The following is a 16,797-nucleotide window of genomic DNA, read 5'->3' on the forward strand; positions in this document are numbered from 1 at the left end:
GGGGCTATACTTCGCGCCCCGCTTTACCGCGTCCCTGCAGCGCTTTCCGCCATGTTCGAGTCCCTCACCCAGCGCCTTTCCGGCACCCTCCAGCGCCTCCGCGGCCGCGGCCGCCTGAGCGAGGAGAACATCCGCGAGAGCCTGCGCGAGGTCCGTATCGCCCTGCTCGAGGCCGATGTCGCCCTGCCGGTGGTGCAGGCCCTGATCGAGCGCATCAAGGTGCGCGCGGTCGGGCAGGAGGTGTTGCAGTCGCTCACCCCCGGCCAAGCCCTGATCAAGGTCGTCCGCGACGAGATGACGCTGGTGATGGGCGGGCAGGGGGCCGAGCTCTCGCTGGCCCAGCAGCCGCCGGCGGTGATCCTGATGGCCGGCCTGCAGGGTGCCGGCAAGACGACGACGGTTGGCAAGCTCGCCAAGCACCTGAAGGAGCGCCGAAAGAAGAAGGTGATGGTGGTGAGCTGCGACGTCTATCGTCCGGCCGCCATCGCCCAGCTCGAAACGCTCGCCGGCCAGGTCGGCGCGCTGTTCCATCCGTCCGAAGCCGGCCAGAAGCCGGTCGATATCGCCCGCGCGGCCATCGACGCCGCCAAGCGGAATGTCGCCGACGTCCTGATCGTCGACACCGCGGGCCGTTTGGCCATCGATGCGGAAATGATGGCGGAGATCAAGGCGCTGCACGCCGCGGTCGATCCGATCGAGACCCTGTTCGTCGTCGACGCGATGACCGGCCAGGACGCCGCCAACACCGCCAAGGCATTCGCCGAGGCGCTGCCGCTGACCGGCGTCGTGCTCACCAAGACCGACGGCGACGCCCGCGGCGGTGCCGCGCTGTCCGTGCGCTACATCACCGGCAAGCCGATCAAGTTCGTCGGTGTTGGCGAGAAGCCGGACGGCCTCGACGTGTTCCATCCGGATCGCGCCGCCAGCCGCATCCTCGACATGGGCGACGTGCTGTCGCTGGTCGAGGAGGTCGAGCGCAGCGTCGACAAGGACAAGGCTGCGAAGCTCGCCGAGAAGGTCGCCAAGGGCAAGCGCTTCGACCTGAACGACCTGCGCGACCAGATGCTGCAGATGCAGAACATGGGCGGCCTGGCTGGCCTCATGGACAAGCTGCCCGGCATGGGCCAGGTCCCAGACAGCGTGAAGGCGCAGGTCACCGGCAAGGAAGTGCCGCGGATGATCGCGATCATCAACTCGATGACGCCGAAGGAACGCCGCAATCCCGATCTGCTGAACGGCTCCCGCAAGGCCCGCATTGCCAAGGGATCCGGCACCAGCCCGGCCCAGGTGAACCAGGTCTACAAGCAGTGGCAGCAGATGGAGAAGATGATGTCCAAGCTGTCGCGTGGCGGCATGAAGGGCATGCTGCGCGGCATGCAGGGGATGATGGGCGGCCGGGGCTTCCCGGGTGGCGGCTTCCCGCGCTGAGGGCTGGCACGGCGAGCCTGAACGGCGTCCCGGTGTTGCAGCCCGTCCTGATGCTCGGCTTTGCCTTTTGGGGCTGGCCCCGCTAGACTTTCCAATTCCCTGCCCCTGAACGGGCAGGTATGACCCCAAGAACTACAGAGCAAACAGCAATGGTCAAGATCCGCCTGGCTCGCGGTGGCGCCAAGAAGGCCCCCTTCTACCACGTCGTCGTCACCGACGGCCGCAACGCCCGCGATGGCCGCAACATCGAGCGCGTCGGTTACTACAACCCGGTCGCCCGTGGTGGCGAGAAGCGCGTCGAAATCGACTCCGATCGCGTGAAGCATTGGGTGTCGCACGGCGCGCAGATGACCGACAAGGTCGCGCTGCTGGTCAAGGAAGCGGCCAAGGCCGCTTGATCCCGTTGCGCCATCCTTCCGCGATGGCGCACGAGACCTGAATGAGCACCGAGCGCCGCATCCTGTTGGGCAGGGTGGTCGGCGCGTTCGGCGTTCGGGGTGAGCTGAAGCTCGAGTCCTGGACGAGTCCCCGTGACGCGCTGTTCCGCTACAAGCCCTTGATCCTCGTCCATCGTGGCGAGGAAAGCCTCGTGTCCGGGGCGAAGGGCAAAGTGAACCCGAACGGTTCGGTCACCGCCCGCCTCCCCGACGTGGAAACCCGCGACGACGCCGAGGCCATCGTCGGCGCCGAGATCTGGGTGCTGCGCTCGCAGCTGCCGCCCTCGAAGCCCGGCGAGTACTACTGGGTCGACCTCGAGGGCCTGAAGGTCGCGACGGTCGAGGGTGTCGAACTCGGCACCATTGCCCATCTGTTCAACAACGGCGCCAACGACGTCATCGCCATCAAGGGCGAGCGCGAGCGCTATCTGCCTTACACCCCGGACGTCGTGCGCGAGGTCGACCTCGACGGCGGCCGGATGGTCGTCGACTGGGATCCCGAGTTCTGATCGGCGCGCCCATGCGCATCGACGTCCTCACGCTGTTCCCGGATTTCATTGCCCAAGCGGCTGGTGTCGGCGTGGTCGGTCGCGCCGCCGAGCGCGGGCTGATCGCGGTGAAGGGCTGGAACCCGCGCGACTACGCCACCGGCAATTACCGGCGCGTCGACGAGCGGCCGTTCGGCGGTGGCCCGGGCATGTTGATGCTGCCCGAGCCCCTCGAAACCTGCCTGGCCGCAGCACGTGCCGACGGTGCCTCCGGCCCGGTTATCTATCTCTCGCCGCAGGGGCCGCGCTTCACCCAGGCCAAGGCCCGGTCGCTGGCGTCGTTGCCCGGGTTCATGCTGCTGTGCGGCCGCTACGAGGGCGTCGACGAGCGCTTCCTCGACGCGCATGTCGATGAAGAGTTGTCGATCGGCGATTACGTGCTGTCCGGCGGTGAGCTGGGCGCGGCCGTGGTCATCGATGCCGTGGGCCGCCTGCTCGACGGCGCCCTCAACGACGCGGCTTCGGCGGTGCAGGACAGTTTCGAGGACGGCCTGCTGGACTGCCCGCATTACACTCGCTCGGAGACCCTCGGCACCGACGGCGTGCCGGAGGTCCTGCTCTCCGGCGACCACGCGAAGATCGCCCGCTGGCGCCGGCAGCAGTCCCTGGGCCGGACCTGGCTCCGCCGCCCGGACCTTCTGGCCCGGATGGATCTGAGCCGGCAGGACCGGGCCCTGCTCGCCGAATTCATCGCCCGTCAAGTTTCGAGCCCCGACAGCCCCTAGCGCCGGCTGTCAAGACGGGGGTATACTTTCCGACTCGCCCGGGCTACGTGCCTGCGTGGCGCGGCATCTATAAGAACTACACAGGTTTAAAGCCATGAGCCAGCTCAACAAGTCGATCGTCGCCCAGTTCGAGGCCGAGCAGATCCAGCGTCAGCTTCCCGCGTTCAGCCCGGGCGACACCGTGATCGTCAACGTCAAGGTGAAGGAAGGCAACCGCGAGCGCGTGCAGGCCTTCGAAGGCGTGGTCATCGCCAAGAAGAACGGCGGCCTGAACTCCTCGTTCACCGTCCGCAAGATCTCGCACGGCTTCGGCGTCGAGCGCGTGTTCCAGACCCACAGCCCGATCATCGACTCCGTCGAAGTGAAGCGCTACGGCAAGGTCCGCGCCGGCAAGCTGTACTACCTGCGTGATCTCGAAGGCAAGGCGGCGCGCATCAAGGAAGACCTGGCGGCTCGCAAGTCGGCCCAGTAATCCCGGCCGCGCTAGCGCCAACCCCGGACGGCCGCCTCGCGCGGCCGTTCGTGTTTCCGGCCTCCGTCTCCATGATCCTTCCGACACGACGACGCCACCGCCGATTCGAAGCGTCCGCCGGCACGCCTTCGGGGGCTGCGGGTCCTGCTGCCGAAGACGCCTCGGGCGTGCGTCTCGATCTCTGGCTCTGGGCGGCGCGCTTCTTCAAGACCCGCGCGCTCGCGAAGAAGGCCATCGAACTCGGCCAGGTGCGCATCGACGGCCAGACCCTGAAGCCGAGTCGCACGGTACGCCCCGGCGTCGTGCTCGCCGTCGAGCGGGCTGGCGAGCGCTACGAGGTCGAAGTCCGCGGGGTCGCCGAACAGCGCGGCCCGGCCAGCGTGGCGCAGCAGCTGTACGTTGAATCCGAAGCGTCGATCGCCGCCCGCCTTGCGGAGCGCGAGAAACGGCGTTTCGAAGCACAGGGCTACCAGCCGCCCGAGACGCGCCCGAACAAGCGCCAACGCCGCCTGATCCAGGCCTTGGGCGACCTCGACGCGCTGTAACGGCTACAGCATCGCCTTGAGGCGATAGAGCGCTTCCAGCGCCTGCTTCGGCGTGAGTTCGTCCGGATCGACCGCGGCCAAGGCGTCGAGCGCCGGCGGCGGACTGCGGAACAGGGCCATCTGTGCCGGTTGGTCGATGGCGGCCGGCGAGGTGGCGGTCGCCGGCATGTCGCGGCTGCGCTGCTCCAACTCCGCAAGCGTGCGTCGCGCTTCGCCCAGCACCGCGCGCGGCAGGCCCGCGAGGGCCGCCACTTGGAGACCGAAGCTGCGGTTCGCCGGGCCGTCCTTCACCGCGTGCATGAAGACCAGCTTCTCGCCGTGCTCGACAGCGTCGAGGTGCACGTTGGCGATGCCGTTGCTGCCGTCGCCGGCCAGCGCCGTCAGCTCGAAGTAGTGCGTGGCGAACAGCACGAAGCCGCGATTGACGTTGGCGAGGTGCAGCGCGCAGGCCTGCGCCAGCGCGAGGCCGTCGTAGGTCGACGTGCCGCGGCCGATCTCGTCCATCAGCACGAGCGAGTGCGCGGTGGCGTGGTGGAGGATGTAGGCCGTCTCGCTCATCTCGACCATGAAGGTCGACTGGCCCTTGGCGAGGTCGTCGCCGGCGCCAATGCGCGTCAGGATGCGGTCGACGGGCCCGAACACGCAGCGCGAGGCGGGCACGAAGCTTCCGGCGTAGGCCAGCAACACGATCAGCGCCGCCTGCCGCATATAGGTGCTCTTGCCGCCCATGTTCGGGCCGGTGATCACCAGCATCCGCCGTTCGGGCGACAGCGCGAGGTCGTTGGGTTCGAACGGCGCCTCGCGCACCGCCTCCACTACCGGATGGCGGCCGCGCTCGATGCCGATACTGGGCTCGGCCACCAGCTGCGGTTCCACCCAATCCAGCGCCAGCGCGCGCTCCGCGAATGCGGCCAGTACGTCGATCTCGGCCACCGCCTCGGCGGCGGCTTTCAGCGGGTTCAGCACGGCATTGAGGCCGTCGAGCAGGTCTTCCCAGAGCTGCTTCTCGCGCGACAGCGAGCGATCACGCGCCGAGAGCACTTTGTCTTCGAACTGCTTCAGCTCATCGGTGATGTAGCGCTCGGCGCCGGTCAGCGTCTGCCGGCGGCTGTAGTGCAGCGGGGCTTTGTCGGCCTGGCCTTTGCTGATCTCGATGTAGAAGCCATGGACGCGGTTGTAGCCGACCTTCAGCGTGGCGATGCCGGTAGCGGCGCGCTCGCGGGCCTCGAGGTCGAGCAGGAACTGGTCGGCATTCGTCGACAGCACGCGCAGCTCGTCGAGCTCGGCGTCGAAGCCCTCGGCGATGACGCCGCCGTCCACCAGCTTCAACGGCGGCTGCGGCGCGATGGCTTTCTGCAGCCAATCCGAGGTGTCGACGTGCTCGCCGAGCCGGGCGAGCAGGGCGGCGAGGCGGGGCGAATCCAGCGGCGCCAATGCCTCGCGCAGGGCAGGGAAGAGCGCGAGGCCATCGCGCAGGGTGGACAAATCGCGCGGGCGCGCCGAGCGCAGGGCCACGCGCGAGAGGATGCGTTCGAGGTCGCCGACGCGGCGCAGCGCTTCGCGCAGGCCGTCGAAGGCGCGGGAGTCGAGCAGGCTGCGCACGGCGTGGTGGCGCTCGGCGACGACCGCCTGAGTGCGCAGCGGCCGGTGCAGCCAGCGCCGCAGCAGGCGGCCGCCCATCGGCGTGATCGTGCTGTCCACCACGCCCAGCAGGGTGTGCGCCGTGTTGCCGTCGACGCGGGTGTCGATCTCGAGATGCCGCCGCGTCGCGGCGTTCAGGGCGATGGCCTCGTCCGCGGCCTCGACGGCGATGGCCGTCAGGTGCGGCAGTTGCTGCTTCTGCGTCTCCTCGACGTAGCCGAGCAGGGCGCCTGCGGCGGCCGTCGCCAGCGCTTTTCCTTCGAGGCCGAAGGGCGAGAGGTCGTGCAAGTTGAAGAAGCGGAGAAGGGCACGCCGGGCGCTGTCGGCGTCGAACAGCCACGGCGCGCGACGACGCGCACCTTGGCGCTGGGTCACCGCGCTGGGCCAGCCGTCCTCGTCCGGCACGAGCACTTCGGCCGGCTCCAGCCGAGCGAGCTCCGCGGCGAGCGCGTCCTCGTCGGCGACCTCGTTGGCGAGGAAGCGGCCGCCGGCGAGGTCGGCCCAGGCCAGACCGAAGCCGCTCTTCCCGCGCACCACCGCCATCAGCAGCGTGTCGCGGCGCTCCTGCAGCAGGGCCTCGTCGGTGACCGTGCCCGGAGTGACGATGCGGACGACCTTGCGCTCGACCAAGCCTTTGGCCAGCGCTGGATCGCCGATCTGCTCGCATACGGCCACCGATTCACCGAGGGCGACGAGGCGGGCCAGGTAGCCCTCGTAGGCGTGCACCGGCACGCCCGCCATCGGGATCGGTTGCCCGCCCGACTGCCCGCGCTGGGTGAGTGTGATGTCGAGCAGCCGCGCCGCCTTGCGGGCGTCGTCGTAGAACAGCTCGTAGAAGTCGCCCATCCGGAAGAACAGCAGCAAGTCCGGATGCTCCGCCTTGGCGGCGAAGAACTGCTTCATCAGCGGGGTGTGCTGTGGGGCGTCGCTGGCCATTCGGAACGTGCGGGCTGACCGGTCGGGCAAGGGCCGGCTAGTCTAGCGGGATGGACACGCCCTACCTCCCCAACGATGCCGAGTTGGCCGCGCTGGCGCGGCAGCTCGCCGATGCCTTGGTTGCCCAGCGCCTCTTCGTCAGCACCGCCGAGAGCTGCACCGGCGGCTGGATCGCCAAGACCCTCACCGATCTCGCTGGCAGTTCGGGCTGGTTCGACTGCGGCATGGTCGCCTACAGCTACGAGGCCAAGCAGGCCATGCTCGGCGTGCGGCCGCAGACCCTCGAGCGCGAGGGCGCGGTCAGCCGCGAAACGGTGATCGAGATGGTGTCGGGCGCATTGGTGAATTCGGCGGCCTCGGTGGCCGTCGCGGTGACGGGCATCGCCGGCCCCGGCGGCGGGACGGTCGACAAGCCGGTCGGTACCGTCTGGATCGGCTGGAAGCGTCGTGGCGGCTACCCGAAGGCCGAGGTGTTCCACTTCGCCGGCGACCGCGAGGCGGTGCGGCGGCAAACCATTGCGGCGGCCCTGCGAGGGCTGTTGGCCCTGACCTCCGACTGAGGCGGCGTCCCCCCACTCGCGCTTCGGGGGCTTGTGGCAGGGCTTGGTTAGTAGTATTACTACCCACATGCCGCTGACCGACGTCCAAACCGCCATCCTCGAACTGATCGCCGAACGCATCGAGTCGGAGGGCATGCCGCCTTCGCAGACCGAGATCGCCCGTGCTTTCGGCTTCAAGAGCGTGCGCGCCGCGCAGTACCACCTCGAGGCCCTCGAGGCCGCCGGCGCCATCGAGCGCCTGCCGGGCAAGGCCCGCGGCCTGCGCGTGCTGCAGGCGCCGGCCAGGGCACAGTCGGCCCTGCCGCTCGCCTCTGCAGTCGATGACGATGCCGTCCGGCTGCCGGTGCTGGGCCGTGTCGCCGCCGGCCAGCCGATCGGGGCCGACATCGGTAGCGACGCCACCGTGGTGCTCGATCGGCATGTCTTCCACCCGACGCCCGACTACCTGCTTCGCGTCCAGGGCGATTCGATGCGCGACGAAGCCATCCTCGACGGCGACCTCATCGGCGTGCGCCGCACGGCCGATGCCCGCCACGGACAGGTGGTCATCGCCCGGGTGGACGGCGAGATCACTGTGAAGGTGCTGCACTTCGGCGGTGAGGGCCTTCGGCTGATGCCGCGCAATCCCGAACACGCGCCGATTGCCGTCGCCGAGGACCAGGATTTCGCCATCGAAGGCCTGTTCTGCGGCCTGCTGAGGCCGTCGCGGTGAGCGCGGCGTACGCCCCGGGCCTTGATTCTCCGACTCTTCCGCGCGGCACCGGCTTCTGCGACGCCCGGCCGGTTTGCACCACCCTGATCCCACGTTCCGCCGCTGTCTCAGCCTGTGCGAAACGCCTGCCCCAGACTCCTTTCCACACCCTCTGACCCGAGACCCGACATGACCGCGATGGACGAAAACAAGAAGCGCGCCCTGACTGCCGCCCTGACCCAGATCGAACGCCAGTTCGGCAAGGGCACGGTGATGCGCATGGGCGACAAGAACGTGGAAGCCGCCGAAGTCATCGGCACTGGCTCCCTGATGCTCGACATCGCGCTCGGTATCGGCGGCCTGCCGAAGGGCCGCGTCATCGAGATCTACGGGCCGGAGTCGTCCGGCAAGACCACGCTGACCCTGCAAGTCATCGCCGAGTGCCAGAAGGCGGGCGGGACGGCGGCCTTCATCGACGCCGAGCACGCGCTCGACCCGATCTACGCGCAGAAGCTGGGCGTCAAGCTCGACGACCTGCTGGTCAGCCAGCCGGACACGGGTGAGCAGGCACTGGAAATCGCCGACATGCTCGTGCGCTCGAACGCCGTCGACGTGGTGGTGGTCGACTCGGTCGCCGCACTGACCCCGAAGGCGGAAATCGAGGGCGAAATGGGCGAGATGCAGGTCGGCCTGCAGGCCCGCCTGATGAGCCAGGCCCTGCGCAAGCTCACCGGCAACATCAAGCGCAGCAACACGATGGTGATCTTCATCAACCAGTTGCGCATGAAGATCGGCGTGATGATGCCGGGCCAGAATCCCGAGACCACCACCGGCGGCAACGCGCTGAAGTTCTACGCGTCGATCCGTCTCGACATCCGCCGCATCGGTGCCGTCAAGAAGGGCGACGACATCATCGGCAACCAGACCAAGATCAAGGTGGTCAAGAACAAGCTGGCGCCGCCCTTCAAGCAGATCGTCACAGAGATCCTCTACGGCGAGGGCATCAGCCGCGAGGGCGAGCTGATCGACATGGGCGTCGATGCCAAGCTCGTCGAGAAGTCGGGCGCCTGGTACAGCTACGGCACCGAGCGCATCGGCCAAGGCAAGGAGAACGCCCGCGCGTGGCTCAAGGACAATCCGCGCCAGTGCGCCGAGCTCGAGGCCAAGCTGCGTGAGCTCTACGTTCCGGCCGAGAGCCGCAACGAAGAATCCGAAGAGCCGGCTGACGCGTGAGTGGCGAGGGCGCCGACGATCGCGAGCCGACCCCGCGTGGTCGTCGCGAGCGACCGGCGGTCCCTGCCTACCAGCGGGCCCTCGGGCTTCTGGTCCGGCGCGAGCACTCGGCCACCGAGCTAAAGCGCAAGCTGCGCGGGAAGGGCGTCGAGGTCGATGAACTCGACGCCGCCGTTGAGACCCTGCAGCGGCAGGGCTTCCAGGATGATCGTCGCTATGCCGAGGCCTTGGTTCGAAGCCGCGCGTTGGCGGGGCAGGGCCCGATCCGCATCCGCGCCGAGTTGCGCGTGAACGGCGTGCCCGCGGCTGATGTCGACGCGGCGTTCGAGGCGGCGGAAGCCGAGGGCCTCGATTGGGCGGACACCGCGGCTCGCGTCGCGGCCCGGTTCCTCCCCGCGCTGCGAGGTGCCGAGCGGGGGGCGGAGGCGATCAAGCTGCGGCACAAGGCCTTGGGCTTCCTGCTGCGGCGAGGGTTTTCGCAGGACCAGGCCCGGCAGGCCCTGGCCCTGCGTGCCGAAGGCGACGACGAGCCCTGAGCCAATCCCCGCGCGCCCCCTGCTACCCTTGAAGGCTGACTTTCCGCCTCCCATGTCGGCATGACGCGGCCCCGGCCGTGCCCTTCCGACCCGCCTTCAGGTTCCGCATGAAAACCAGCGCCGAGATCCGCCGCGACTTCCTCGAGTTCTTCCAGTCGAAGGGCCACACGATCGTCCCGTCCAGCCCGCTCGTCCCGGGCAATGACGCCACCCTGCTGTTCACGAATGCCGGCATGGTGCAGTTCAAGGACGTATTCCTTGGCGCCGAGAAGCGCAGCTATACCCGCGCTGTGTCCTCGCAGCGCTGCGTGCGCGCCGGCGGTAAGCACAACGACCTCGACCAGGTCGGCTACACCGCCCGTCACCACACGTTCTTCGAGATGCTGGGAAACTTCAGCTTCGGCGACTACTTCAAGAAGGACGCCATCTGCTGGGCGTGGGAGCTGCTGACCGGCGTCTGGAAGCTCCCGAAGGACCGCCTGCTCGTCACGATCTACCACACCGACGACGAAGCGTTCGCCATCTGGAACCAGACCGTCGGCATCCCGGCCGAACGGATCATCCGCATCGGCGACAACAAGGGTGCGCCCTACGCCTCGGACAACTTCTGGCAGATGGCCGACACCGGCCCCTGCGGCCCCTGCACCGAGATCTTCTACGACCAGGGCGCCCACATCGCGGGCGGCCCCCCGGGCTCGCCGGATGAAGACGGCGACCGCTTCATCGAGATCTGGAACAACGTCTTCATGCAGTTCGACCGCCAACCGGACGGCAGCCTGCTGCCGCTGCCGGCACCCTGCGTCGACACCGGCATGGGCCTCGAGCGCCTCGCCGCCGTGCTGCAGCACGTGCACAGCAATTACGAGATCGACCTGTTCCAGCACCTGATCAAGGCCGCCGCGGCCCTGACGGACACCAAGGACCTCGAGCACAAGTCGCTGCGCGTCATCGCCGACCACATCCGTGCCGCCAGCTTCCTCATCGTCGACGGCGTGCTGCCGTCCAACGAAGGCCGCGGCTACGTGCTCCGCCGCATCATCCGTCGCGCTACGCGCCATGTTTGGAAGCTCGGTGCGCTCAAGCCCGAGGGCGTGTTCTGGCGCATGGTGCAGCCGCTGGTCGAGGCCATGGGCGAGGCCTATCCGGAACTCAAGTCGCAGCAAGGCACGGTGGAGGCGGCGTTGAAGGCCGAAGAAGCCGCATTCGCCACCACGCTCGATGCCGGCATGCAGCGCCTGGACGGCACGCTCTCGAAGGCCGGCGCCGTGCTGGACGGCGAGTCCCTCTTCCAGTTGCACGACACCTACGGCTGCCCGCCCGACCTCATCCTCGACATCCTGCGCGAGCGCAGCCTGTCGCCCGCCGTCGACGCGTTGCCCGTCTACGAGCAGCGCATGAACGAGCAGCGCGAGCGCGCCCGCGCCGCCGGCAAGTTCGGCGGCGGCATCGTCATGCCCGCCGAACTCATCGCCAAGCTGAATCCTACGCAGTTCCTCGGCTACGAGTCCGTCGAGACGGAGGACTGCCGCGTCGTCGCGCTTCTGCTTGACGGCAAGCCGGTCGAGCGCATTGCAGCGGGCCAAGAGGGCGTTGTCCTGCTCGACAAGACCAGCTTCTACGCCGAGTCGGGTGGCCAGGTCGGCGACACCGGGCGCCTCATCGATGCGCGCGGCGACGCCTTCGAGGTGCAGGACACGCTGAAGCTCGCCGGCCAGTTCCACGCGCACCTCGGCCGTGTCAGCGCCGGTGGCCTCGCGATCGGTGATCGCGTTTCGGCCCGCGTGGATGATGGGCGCCGCCAGGACGTCGTGCTGAACCATTCGGCCACCCACCTGCTCCATGCGGCCCTGCGCACGGTGCTCGGCGAGCACGTCACGCAGAAGGGCTCGTTGGTTGCGCCGGACCGCCTCCGCTTCGACTTCTCGCATTTCTCGGCCATCACGCCGGATCAGCTCGCCACCATCGAGTCGATGGTGAACGCGGAGATCCGCCGCAACGCCGAGGCGGAAGTGCACCACATGGGCATGCAGGAGGCGCTCGATTTCGGCGCGATGGCGCTGTTCGGCGAGAAGTACGGCGAGCGCGTCCGCGTGCTGCGCATGGGTGAGTTCTCGACCGAGCTCTGCGGTGGCACGCACGTGCACCGCACCGGCGATATCGGTCTGTTCAAGATCGTCTCGGAAGGCGGCGTCGCCGCCGGCGTGCGTCGCATCGAGGCGGTTACCGGACGCGGCGCGCTGGCCGAGATCGCCGCGCAGGACGCGGTGCTGGAGCAGGCCGCCGATCTCGTCGGCGGTCGTGCGTCCGATCTCCTCGACAAGTTGCGCGGCCTGCTCGATCGCCAGAAGAAACTCGAGCGCGAGATCGAATCGTTCAAGGCGAAGGCGGCAGCGGGTGCCAGCGCCGACCTCGCGTCCCAGGCCGTCGACGTCGGGGGCATCAAGGTGGTCGCTGCGCGCCTCGAGGGCTTCGACGCCAAGGGGCTGCGCGACGCTGTCGACAACATCAAGCAGAAGCTCGGCGACGTCGTCGTCATCCTCGCGGCTGCCAACGATGGCAAGGCCAGCCTGATCGCCGGCAGCCATGGCGGCGCGCTCGCCAAGGTCAAGGCCGGCGACCTGCTCTCGCACGTGGCGCAGCAGGTGGGCGGCAAGGGCGGCGGGCGTCCCGACATGGCGCAGGGCGGTGGCAGCGACGGCGACGACCTCGTCGCGGCGCTGGCGGCGGTTCCGGCGTGGGTGGCGGGCAAGCTCGGCGTCTGAGCGCGCGCCGGATGCTGACGAAACTTGCCTTTTCCACGGCACCGGCGCGTTGCGCGTGAAGTCCAGCGCGCCTAGTATCGGCGGTCTGTGCGGTGCGTCGTGCAGAGCCGATCAGGCTGCGGTGGGCTCGGATGCCGCCGCGGTCCGGTGTAGGAAGAACCCCGGACGAGGAACACGCGTATGTTGATTTTGACCAGGCGGGTCGGTGAAACCCTGATGATCGGCGACTCCGTGACCGTGACGGTCCTTGGCGTCAAGGGCAATCAGGTGCGCATCGGCATCACCGCCCCGAAGGAAGTCGCGGTGCATCGCGAAGAGATTTTCCAGCGCATTCAGCGCGACGAAGCCGGCAAAGGGCCGTCCAGGGGCAAAGAAGATTTGCCCGGAGAGGCGTGAGCCGTTACTCTTTGCGCCCGCGCCGATGAGGTGCGGGTCGACGGAGTGATGCCCGAGAGGCCGAAGGGGCTCCCCTGCTAAGGGAGTATAGGGTCAAAAGCTCTATCGAGGGTTCGAATCCCTCTCACTCCGCCACGTCGATGCCGCCCTCGGGCGGCGTCTTCGTCTGGTGGGAATGGATCGCCAGCGCGTTTGCATCAATCGCATGCGTCGCGGTGGTGGTTCAGAAAAGTGGGTTCCGGGGCTTGACGTCCCGACATCCACTCCGCATAATTTCACTTCTACGCGCCCGTAGCTCAGTTGGATAGAGCACCAGGCTACGAACTTGGGGGTCGGAGGTTCGAATCCTTCCGGGCGCGCCATCGATCAAACAAGGTGCTTCGGCACCTTTTTTGTTCGGAGGAGAGACGCGGCATCGCGTCGATCCAGTGGTCCAACACAATTCGCGTGGCAGTCGTTCTTCGCCCGACCGCTTCAAAGCCGGGGTATAGCTCAGTCTGGTAGAGCGCCAGCTTTGGGAGCTGGATGTCGGGGGTTCGAATCCCTCTGCCCCGACCAGTTGCGTGGTCTGGTGGTGTCGATAAGCTGATGCCCCGGCGTCGGGTCCGGTGGGTCCATCCGTTTCTGAGCGCCCGTAGCTCAATCGGATAGAGCACCGGCCTTCTAAGCCGGCGGTTGCAGGTTCGATTCCTGCCGGGCGCGCCAGTTTCAATGTGGTGGATGTAGCTCAGTTGGTTAGAGCACTGGATTGTGATTCCAGGGGTCGCGGGTTCAAATCCCGTCTTCCACCCCAGCCCTTCAGTAGGGCATAATTCGCCTTCGCAGTCGCGTCGGCGACGAGGTTTCCGGGCCGTTAGCTCAGTTGGTAGAGCAGCGGACTCTTAATCCGTAGGTCCTAGGTTCGAATCCTAGACGGCCCACCAAACCTCGAACGCCGCTTCGCCTGCTCCAAAGCCTGCGAGAGTGGCGAAATTGGTAGACGCGCTGGATTTAGGTTCCAGTGGGGCAACCCGTGAGAGTTCGAGTCTCTCCTTTCGCACCAAGCAGCATCCGGTGCGGAGGATTTGAGGCCTGACTCCGCGGGTTTTTTCGTTTCCAGCGCGCGCGACGAGCGCGGCACAACACGCGACATTTCAGGAGTCACCATGCACGTTTCCGTTGAATCCATCGGCAGCCTGGGGCGCAAGCTTTCGGTCAGCGTCCCGGCCGAGCGCCTTGAGAGCGCCGTGGGCAACCGCCTTCGCGAGCTCTCGCGCACGGTGCGCATGAACGGCTTCCGCCCGGGCAAGGTCCCCGCGAAGGTCATCGAGCAGCGTTTCGGCGCGCAGGTGCGTTCGGAGGCGTACTCGGATGTCGTGCGCGACACCTTCGGCGAGGCCTTGCGCCAGCAGAACCTGCAGCCGGTGGGCCAGCCCGAGATCAACGCCGAGGGTGGCGTGGCGGAAGATATCCGCTACACCGCCACCTTCGAGGTGGCGCCGGACTTCGGCGACATCGACATCACCACGCTCCCGATCCAGCGCGCCGCTGCGTCGGTCGAAGACGCCGACATCGACAACATGATCGAGACGCTGCGCCAGCAGCGCCGTTCCTGGAATGTCGTCGAGCGCGCGGCGCAGGCCGGCGACCTCGTCAACGTCGAGAACTTCGCCGTCGTCGATGGCAAGCGCCTGCCTGAAGAAGGTGTCGAGCGCGGCATGACCGTCGTCGGCAGCAACATGCTGTTCCCGGCGATCGAGCAGGCCCTGGTCGGCCTGTCGGCCGGCGAAGAGAAGACCGTCGACGTCAGCTTCCCGGCCGACTGGCGGGTGGCCGAGCTCGCCGGCAAGACCGCGCAGGTGAACGTCAAGGCCGCGAAGGTCTCCGAGCAGCACCTGCCCGCCATCGACGATGCCTTCATCAAGAGCTTCGGCGTCAAGTCCGGCAAGCTCGACAAGTTCCGCGATGAAGTGCGCAGCAACCTGCAGCGCGAGCTGAAGGGCGCGCTGTCGGCCCGCCTGCGCTCGGAAGTGGCTCAGAAGCTGGTGGCCGCCTACACCCACATCGAGCTGCCGCCCCGCCTGATCGAGGCCGAGGCCCGCTCGATGGCCGCCCAGGCCGCCGAAAACGCCCGTCGCCAGGGCCAGAACGTCGGCCAGGTCGACCACGCCCCGTTCATGGAAGCCGCGCGCAACCGCGTTTCGGCCGGCCTGATCGTTGGCGAGGTGGCCAAGCGCAACAACCTTCGCCTTGACCCGAAGCGCGTGAACCAAGCCATCAACCTGATCGCCTCGACCTACGAGGATCCGCAGCAGGTGGTTGATCTTTACCGCAACGACCCCAATCTGATGCAGGGCCTGCAGGCGCGCGTGATGGAAGAGCAGGTGATCGACTGGATCGCCGAGCGTGCGCAGGCGACCGATGTGGCGATGTCCTTCACTGACGCGCTGCGCCCGAACGCCTAAACGAACCGGAGCGTCCCATGGAACCGACCAAGAGCCTCAACCTCGTCCCGATGGTGGTCGAACAGACCGCCCGCGGCGAGCGCGCGTACGACATCTACTCGCGCCTCCTGAAGGAGCGGGTGATCTTCCTGGTGGGTCCCATCGACGACTACATGGCCAACGTGGTGGTGGCCCAGCTGCTGTTCCTCGAGGCCGAGAACCCCGAGAAGGACATCAGCCTGTACATCAACTCGCCGGGCGGTGTCGTCACCGCCGGCCTGGCGATCTACGACACGATGCGCTTCATCAAGCCGGACGTGAGCACCATTTGCGTCGGTCAGGCCTGCTCCATGGGCTCGTTCCTGCTGGCCGCCGGTGCCAAGGGCAAGCGCTACGCCCTGCCGAACTCCCGCGTGATGATCCACCAGCCCTCGGGCGGCGCGCAGGGCCAGGCGACCGATATCGCCATCCAGGCCAAGGAGATCCTGTATCTCCGCGAGAAGCTGGCCCGCGAGTACGCCGCCAACACCGGCAAGTCGGTGGAGCAGATCGAGAAGGACCTCGAGCGCGATCTCTTCATGAACGCGGAAGAATCGAAGACCTACGGCCTGATCGACGCCGTGCTCGAGCGCCGTCCGGACGACACGGTGCAGGCCGGCTGAACGCCGCCGTTTTCCCCTTCACGCCGTACCAGCACCTCGGGGCTTCCGCTCCGGGGTGCCGGTGCTATTCTCGGGCCGAGACCGCTGCCCCCGGGTTTCCCAAGAAATGACCGACGACCGACCCAGCCGCCCCGCCGACAGTTCCAAGATCCTCTACTGCTCCTTCTGCGGAAAGAGCCAGCACGAGGTGCGGAAGCTGATCGCAGGCCCCAGCGTGTTCATCTGCGATGAATGCGTCGAGCTCTGCAACGACATCATCCGCGAGGAGCTCGAGGACAAGTCGCAGGCGGCGCGCAGCCACCTGCCCAAGCCCAAAGAGATCCTCGAGGTGCTCGACCAGTACGTGGTCGGCCAGCCGCGCGCGAAGAAGACCCTCGCCGTCGCGGTCTACAACCACTACAAGCGCATCGAGTCGCGCCAGAAAGGCGATGACGTCGAGTTGGCGAAGTCCAACATCCTGCTGATCGGGCCGACCGGTTCGGGCAAGACGCTGCTGGCCGAAACGCTGGCGCGCCTGCTCAACGTGCCGTTCACGATGGCCGATGCCACGACGTTGACCGAAGCCGGCTATGTCGGCGAGGACGTCGAGAACATCATCCAGAAGCTGCTGCAGAAGTGCGACTACGACGTCGAGAAGGCGCAGCAGGGCATCGTCTACATCGACGAGATCGACAAGATCTCGCGCAAGAGCGAGAACCCGTCGATCACGCGCGACGTGTCGGGTGAAGGCGTTCAGCAGGCCCTGCTGAAGCTGATCGAAGGCACGGTCGCCAGCGTCCCGCCGCAGGGCGGCCGCAAGCAC

The 16,797-nt window shown here is 67.5% G+C and carries 16 protein-coding genes and 7 tRNA genes; 22 read left to right on the forward strand and 1 reads right to left on the reverse strand.

Features of this window, described 5'->3' with window-relative positions:
• The first annotated feature begins 51 nt into the window (after positions 1 to 51).
• The 6 genes from ffh (at position 52) to ACIQ6S_RS04340 (ending at position 4,155) form a co-directional block, all read left to right on the forward strand.
• Positions 52 to 1,428, forward strand: coding sequence for a signal recognition particle protein (ffh, locus tag ACIQ6S_RS04315; protein ID WP_397607285.1), 1,377 nt, complete (start codon positions 52 to 54; stop codon positions 1,426 to 1,428).
• 149 nt (positions 1,429 to 1,577) lie between these two features.
• A complete protein-coding gene (rpsP, locus tag ACIQ6S_RS04320) occupies positions 1,578 to 1,826 on the forward strand; it encodes a 30S ribosomal protein S16 (RefSeq protein WP_397572827.1) in 249 nt (82 codons plus the stop codon).
• 41 nt (positions 1,827 to 1,867) lie between these two features.
• On the forward strand, positions 1,868 to 2,374 hold the full coding sequence (gene rimM / locus ACIQ6S_RS04325; RefSeq protein ID WP_397572826.1) for a ribosome maturation factor RimM: 507 nt from the start codon (positions 1,868 to 1,870) through the stop codon (positions 2,372 to 2,374).
• A gap of 11 nt (positions 2,375 to 2,385) precedes the next feature.
• A complete protein-coding gene (trmD, locus tag ACIQ6S_RS04330; RefSeq protein WP_397572825.1) occupies positions 2,386 to 3,138 on the forward strand; it encodes a tRNA (guanosine(37)-N1)-methyltransferase TrmD in 753 nt (250 codons plus the stop codon).
• A gap of 94 nt (positions 3,139 to 3,232) precedes the next feature.
• A complete protein-coding gene (gene rplS, locus ACIQ6S_RS04335; protein WP_297875783.1) occupies positions 3,233 to 3,610 on the forward strand; it encodes a 50S ribosomal protein L19 in 378 nt (125 codons plus the stop codon).
• A 167-nt stretch (positions 3,611 to 3,777) separates the two neighbouring features.
• Entirely contained in the window at positions 3,778 to 4,155 is a 378-nt protein-coding gene (locus tag ACIQ6S_RS04340; RefSeq protein ID WP_397607286.1) for an RNA-binding S4 domain-containing protein, read from the forward strand.
• A gap of 3 nt (positions 4,156 to 4,158) precedes the next feature.
• On the opposite strand, the gene mutS is transcribed toward ACIQ6S_RS04340, so the two are convergent.
• Positions 4,159 to 6,699: a DNA mismatch repair protein MutS gene (mutS, locus tag ACIQ6S_RS04345; protein ID WP_397607287.1), complete on the reverse strand. Its 2,541-nt coding sequence runs from the start codon at positions 6,697 to 6,699 to the stop codon at positions 4,159 to 4,161.
• Between the two features lie 83 nt (positions 6,700 to 6,782).
• Here mutS and ACIQ6S_RS04350 point away from each other — a divergent pair, with 83 nt between their 5' ends.
• The 16 genes from ACIQ6S_RS04350 to clpX form a co-directional block, all read left to right on the forward strand.
• Positions 6,783 to 7,292: a CinA family protein gene (locus tag ACIQ6S_RS04350; protein WP_397607288.1), complete on the forward strand. Its 510-nt coding sequence runs from the start codon at positions 6,783 to 6,785 to the stop codon at positions 7,290 to 7,292.
• A gap of 67 nt (positions 7,293 to 7,359) precedes the next feature.
• Positions 7,360 to 8,004 (forward strand): transcriptional repressor LexA, encoded by a 645-nt coding sequence (gene lexA / locus ACIQ6S_RS04355; protein ID WP_397572821.1) that lies wholly within the window; start codon positions 7,360 to 7,362, stop codon positions 8,002 to 8,004.
• A gap of 177 nt (positions 8,005 to 8,181) precedes the next feature.
• Positions 8,182 to 9,216, forward strand: coding sequence for a recombinase RecA (recA, locus tag ACIQ6S_RS04360; RefSeq protein ID WP_397572857.1), 1,035 nt, complete (start codon positions 8,182 to 8,184; stop codon positions 9,214 to 9,216).
• Complete coding sequence (locus tag ACIQ6S_RS04365) at positions 9,213 to 9,752, forward strand: regulatory protein RecX (RefSeq protein WP_397607289.1); 540 nt, start codon at positions 9,213 to 9,215, stop codon at positions 9,750 to 9,752. The genes recA and ACIQ6S_RS04365 overlap by 4 nt, the downstream gene beginning before the upstream one ends.
• 107 nt (positions 9,753 to 9,859) lie before the next feature.
• The gene (alaS, locus tag ACIQ6S_RS04370) at positions 9,860 to 12,514 is read left to right on the forward strand and encodes an alanine--tRNA ligase (RefSeq protein WP_397607290.1); all 2,655 of its coding nucleotides are present in this window, start codon (positions 9,860 to 9,862) and stop codon (positions 12,512 to 12,514) included.
• Between the two features lie 180 nt (positions 12,515 to 12,694).
• Positions 12,695 to 12,910 carry a carbon storage regulator CsrA gene (csrA, locus tag ACIQ6S_RS04375; RefSeq protein WP_297864883.1) on the forward strand — a complete coding sequence of 72 codons (216 nt, stop codon included), beginning with the start codon at positions 12,695 to 12,697 and terminating at the stop codon, positions 12,908 to 12,910.
• 42 nt (positions 12,911 to 12,952) lie between these two features.
• A tRNA-Ser gene (locus ACIQ6S_RS04380) sits at positions 12,953 to 13,045 on the forward strand.
• A gap of 150 nt (positions 13,046 to 13,195) precedes the next feature.
• A tRNA-Arg gene (locus ACIQ6S_RS04385) sits at positions 13,196 to 13,272 on the forward strand.
• A gap of 119 nt (positions 13,273 to 13,391) precedes the next feature.
• Positions 13,392 to 13,468 (forward strand) — tRNA-Pro (locus tag ACIQ6S_RS04390).
• Between the two features lie 70 nt (positions 13,469 to 13,538).
• A tRNA-Arg gene (locus ACIQ6S_RS04395) sits at positions 13,539 to 13,615 on the forward strand.
• An 11-nt stretch (positions 13,616 to 13,626) separates the two neighbouring features.
• Positions 13,627 to 13,703: transfer RNA gene (locus ACIQ6S_RS04400), tRNA-His, on the forward strand.
• Between the two features lie 54 nt (positions 13,704 to 13,757).
• A tRNA-Lys gene (locus ACIQ6S_RS04405) sits at positions 13,758 to 13,833 on the forward strand.
• A 34-nt stretch (positions 13,834 to 13,867) separates the two neighbouring features.
• Positions 13,868 to 13,952 (forward strand) — tRNA-Leu (locus tag ACIQ6S_RS04410).
• Between the two features lie 103 nt (positions 13,953 to 14,055).
• Positions 14,056 to 15,354 (forward strand): trigger factor, encoded by a 1,299-nt coding sequence (gene tig, locus ACIQ6S_RS04415; protein WP_397607291.1) that lies wholly within the window; start codon positions 14,056 to 14,058, stop codon positions 15,352 to 15,354.
• A gap of 17 nt (positions 15,355 to 15,371) precedes the next feature.
• Entirely contained in the window at positions 15,372 to 15,995 is a 624-nt protein-coding gene (gene clpP / locus ACIQ6S_RS04420) for an ATP-dependent Clp endopeptidase proteolytic subunit ClpP (RefSeq protein ID WP_297864881.1), read from the forward strand.
• A gap of 106 nt (positions 15,996 to 16,101) precedes the next feature.
• The coding region (clpX, locus tag ACIQ6S_RS04425; protein WP_397607292.1) for an ATP-dependent Clp protease ATP-binding subunit ClpX at positions 16,102 to 16,797 on the forward strand (696 nt) is incomplete at its 3' end.

Source organism: Silanimonas sp., assembly GCF_044377035.1.
Lineage (GTDB): Bacteria > Pseudomonadota > Gammaproteobacteria > Xanthomonadales > Xanthomonadaceae > Silanimonas.